Origin of the sequence: Pseudomonas sp. P7548, from assembly GCF_013386585.1 — a bacterium.
Classification (GTDB): domain Bacteria; phylum Pseudomonadota; class Gammaproteobacteria; order Pseudomonadales; family Pseudomonadaceae; genus Aquipseudomonas.
Genome location: NZ_JACARO010000107.1, coordinates 1 through 3,895, shown reverse-complemented (window position 1 = coordinate 3,895; position 3,895 = coordinate 1). Strand labels below are relative to the sequence as shown.

General features: G+C 64.3%; 4 protein-coding genes. All 4 read left to right on the top strand.

The genetic code is table 11. From position 1 onward, the window contains the following. Positions 1–233, top strand: a 233-nt coding sequence (locus HX803_RS30095; protein WP_178925743.1) for a 3-keto-5-aminohexanoate cleavage protein, incomplete at its 5' end; no start/stop codon positions are given. Between the two features lie 74 nt (positions 234–307). After that, entirely contained in the window at positions 308–1,186 is an 879-nt protein-coding gene (locus HX803_RS30090) for an SMP-30/gluconolactonase/LRE family protein (RefSeq protein ID WP_178925742.1), read from the top strand. Positions 1,187–1,259: 73 nt separating this feature from the next. Next, entirely contained in the window at positions 1,260–2,582 is a 1,323-nt protein-coding gene (locus tag HX803_RS30085; protein ID WP_178925741.1) for an MFS transporter, read from the top strand. Between the two features lie 55 nt (positions 2,583–2,637). Further along, positions 2,638–3,895, top strand: a 1,258-nt coding sequence (locus tag HX803_RS30080; RefSeq protein WP_178925740.1) for an MFS transporter, incomplete at its 3' end; no start/stop codon positions are given.

The window sequence follows — 3,895 nt, the reverse complement described above, 5'->3', positions numbered from 1 at the left end:
GTGCCGGGCGGGGGCAAATTCCGCTGGCGACCATGGGCCTGTCCATGGGCAGTAACGCGCGGGTCGGTCTGGAGGATTCGCTGTGGGACGGCCCGGGCAAATTGGCGGCCTCCAACGCCGACCAGGTACGGCGCATCCGCACGGTGATCGAAGCCCTCGGCCATCGCGTGGCCACGCCGGATGAAGCGCGGGAAATCCTCGGGCTCAAGGGGCGTGACCAGGTCAATTTCTAAGCCTGACGCTGCAAACAACGAGGCCGTGGTGGAGCACGGCCTGCATCCCGCACAACAACAATAAGGGGATCACCATGCGTATCGAAGTGCTCGTTGACATCAAGACCACCCTAGGCGAAGGCCCGGTGTGGGACGTCGAACAACAACGGCTGTACTGGATCGACAGCGCTGACGGCCGGGTCCTGCGCTGTACTGATGACGGTCGTGAACTGCGCGCCTGGGACGTGGGCCAGAAAATCGGCTCCATGGCCCTGCGCCACAACGGCGACTCGGCGATTGTCGCCCTGCAAAACGGCGTGCACACCCTCGACCTCAAGAGCGGTGAACTCAACCTTGTCATCGACCCGGAACCGCACCTGCCGAACAACCGCCTCAACGATGGCAAGGTCGACCGCCAGGGCCGCTTTGTCTTCGGCTCCATGGACACCCTTGAAGACAGCGCCAGCGCCAAGCTCTACCGGCTGGACGCCGACCTGAGCCTGCACACCCTGGACGAAGGCATCATCGTGTCCAACGGCCCGTGCTGGAGCCCGTCGGGCGAAACCTTCTACTTCTGTGACACCTGGTCCGGCGAGATCTGGGCCTATGACTACGACCTCGCCACAGGAGGCGTGAGCAACCGCCGCACCTTTGCCAAGGTCGACACCTCCGGAGGTGGCGCCGCCGACGGCTGCACCGTCGACGCCGAAGGGTGCCTGTGGCAGGCGCTGGTCTACGCCGGAAAACTGGTGCGCTACACCCCCGACGGCCACGTCGACCGCATCATCCAGATGCCGGTGAAAAAGGTCACCAGCCTGACCTTCGGCGGGCCGAACCTGGACACCCTGTTTGTGACCTCGATGGCCAAGCCGCCGCTGCCGCGTTTCCCGGCAGACGGCCAGCAGCGCGGCGCGCTGTTCGCCATTACCGGGTTGGGCGTGCAAGGAATAGCCGAGCGACGTTTCGCCAGCTAGCGCGTGTGTGTGACAAGGCAAATTCCTTCGCAACCTTGTGTCAGTGCGCGCCCTTGCGCGCCTGGAGAGGCCCATGGCAACTATCAAAAAAGCGTCGCTGCGCAGCATTCACCGGCATTCCTGGGTGTCGCTGCTGGTCTGTTGGATGATCTGGATCCTCAACGCCTATGACCGTGAGATCGTGTTGCGCCTGGGGCCGACCATCTCCAAGCATTTCGATCTGTCCGCCGACCAGTGGGGCACCGTGGCCACGGTGGTCATGCTGGCCCTGGCGCTGCTGGATATCCCCGGCTCCATGTGGAGCGACCGTTACGGTGGCGGCTGGAAACGCGCGCGCTTCCAGGTGCCGCTGGTGCTGGGTTACACCGCGATCTCGTTCCTGTCGGGCTTCAAGGCACTGAGCGGCAACCTGGCCACCTTTATTGCCCTGCGCGTCGGCGTCAACCTCGGCGCGGGCTGGGGCGAGCCGGTGGGCGTGAGCAACACCGCCGAGTGGTGGCCGGTGGAGCGTCGCGGCTTTGCCTTGGGCGCGCACCACACCGGTTATCCGATCGGGGCGATGCTCAGCGGCATCGTCGCCAGCTTTGTCATCACCGTGTTCGGCGAAGACAACTGGCGCTACGTGTTCTTCTTCGCCTTTGTGGTGGCGCTGCCGCTGATGATCTTCTGGGCGCGCTACTCCACAGCCGAGCGCATCACCGCACTGTATGTCGACATTGCCGCCAAAGGCATGACCCCGCCCGACAACGCACCGCCCAGCGCGGTAAAAGGCGAGGCTTGGCGCACCTTTGTCGCCACCTTGCGCAACCGGAATATCGCCCTCACGGCCGGCAATACGATGCTCACCCAAGTGGTGTACATGGGCGTCAACATCGTGCTGCCGGCCTATCTCTACAACATCGCCGGGTTGTCCCTCGCGGAGTCGGCGGGGATGAGCGTGGTGTTCACCCTCACCGGCATCCTCGGGCAACTGGTGTGGCCGTCGCTGTCGGACATCATCGGCCGACGCACCACCCTGATCATCTGCGGGCTGTGGATGGCGGCGAGTGTCGGCGCGTTCTACTTCGCCAACACCCTGACGCTGATCATCGTCGTGCAACTGCTGTTCGGCCTGGTGGCCAATGCGGTGTGGCCGATCTACTACGCGGTGGCCTGTGACTCGGCCGAGCCGTCGGCGACCTCCACCGCCAACGGCATCATCACCACCGCGATGTTCATCGGCGGCGGCCTGGCGCCGGTGCTGATGGGCAGCCTGATTGCCATGGGCGGCGGCTGGACCACGCTGCACGGCTACACCGTGTGCTTCTTCGTGATGGCCGGCTGCGCCCTCGGCGGCGCGCTGCTGCAACTGTTTTCCCATCGCCCCCAGGCCATGGCTGTGCAACTCCAACCCTAGAACAACACTGATGCGCCCCCCAGCTCGGCTGGCGGGGCGCCAAGAGGAACTGCCGATGACAACCGTCACCCGGGCCCGCGAACCGCAGGCGCTGAATAAACTGATGTTCGCCAAGCTGATGCCCTTGCTGATCATCGCCTACATTCTGAGTTTCCTGGACCGCACCAACATCGCCCTGGCCAAGCATCACCTGGACGTCGACCTGGGCATTTCCGCCGCGGCCTACGGGCTGGGCGCCGGGTTGTTTTTCCTCACCTATGCGCTGTCGGAAATCCCCAGCAACCTGATCATGCACAAGGTCGGCGCGCGGTTCTGGATCGCCCGCATCATGGTGACCTGGGGCCTGATCTCGGCGGCCATGGCCTTTGTGCAGGGCGAGACCTCGTTCTACGTGCTGCGCCTGTTGCTGGGCATCGCCGAGGCCGGGTTGTTTCCGGGCGTCATGCTCTATCTGACGTACTGGTTCAACCGTGAACAACGGGCGCGGGCCACCGGTTATTTTCTGTTGGGCGTGTGCTTTGCCAACATCATCGGCGGCCCGGTGGGCGCGGCCTTGATGCGCATGGACGGCCTGCTCGGTTGGCATGGCTGGCAGTGGATGTTCCTGCTCGAAGGCTTGCCGGCCGTGGCGTTTGCCTGGGTGGTGTGGTGCAAGTTGCCGGATCGCCCGAGCAAGGCGTCGTGGCTGTCGGCCGAAGAAGCGCGGGGCATCGAGCAGCGTATCGCCCAGGAAACCGAAGAGGGCGCGGGCGAGGGTGGGCACTCGTTGAAAAACTGGCTGACCCCACAAATCCTGTTGGCGATCTTTGTGTATTTTTGCCATCAGATCACCATCTACACCGTGATCTTTTTCCTGCCGAGCATCATCAGCAAATACGGGGAGCTGAGCACCATGAGCGTCGGCCTGCTGACGTCGCTGCCGTGGATGGCGGCGGCACTGGGCGCCGTGCTGATTCCGCGTTTTGCCACGACGCCCGGGCGTTGCCGGCGGCTGCTGGTGACCGGGCTGCTGACCATGGCGCTGGGGCTGGGCATTGCGTCGGTGTCGGGGCCGGTGTTCAGTTTGCTGGGCTTTTGCCTGTCGGCGGTGATGTTCTTTGTGGTGCAGTCGATCGTGTTCCTGTACCCGGCGTCACGCCTCAAGGGCGTCGCGTTGGCGGGCGGCCTGGGGTTCGTCAACGCGTGCGGGCTGTTGGGCGGGTTTGTCGGGCCGTCGGTGATGGGCGCGATTGAAATGAGCACCGGTAACGCGATGAACGGCTTGAAGGTGATTGCGCTGGTGTTGGTGGTGGCGGCGCTGGCGGCATTGCGCT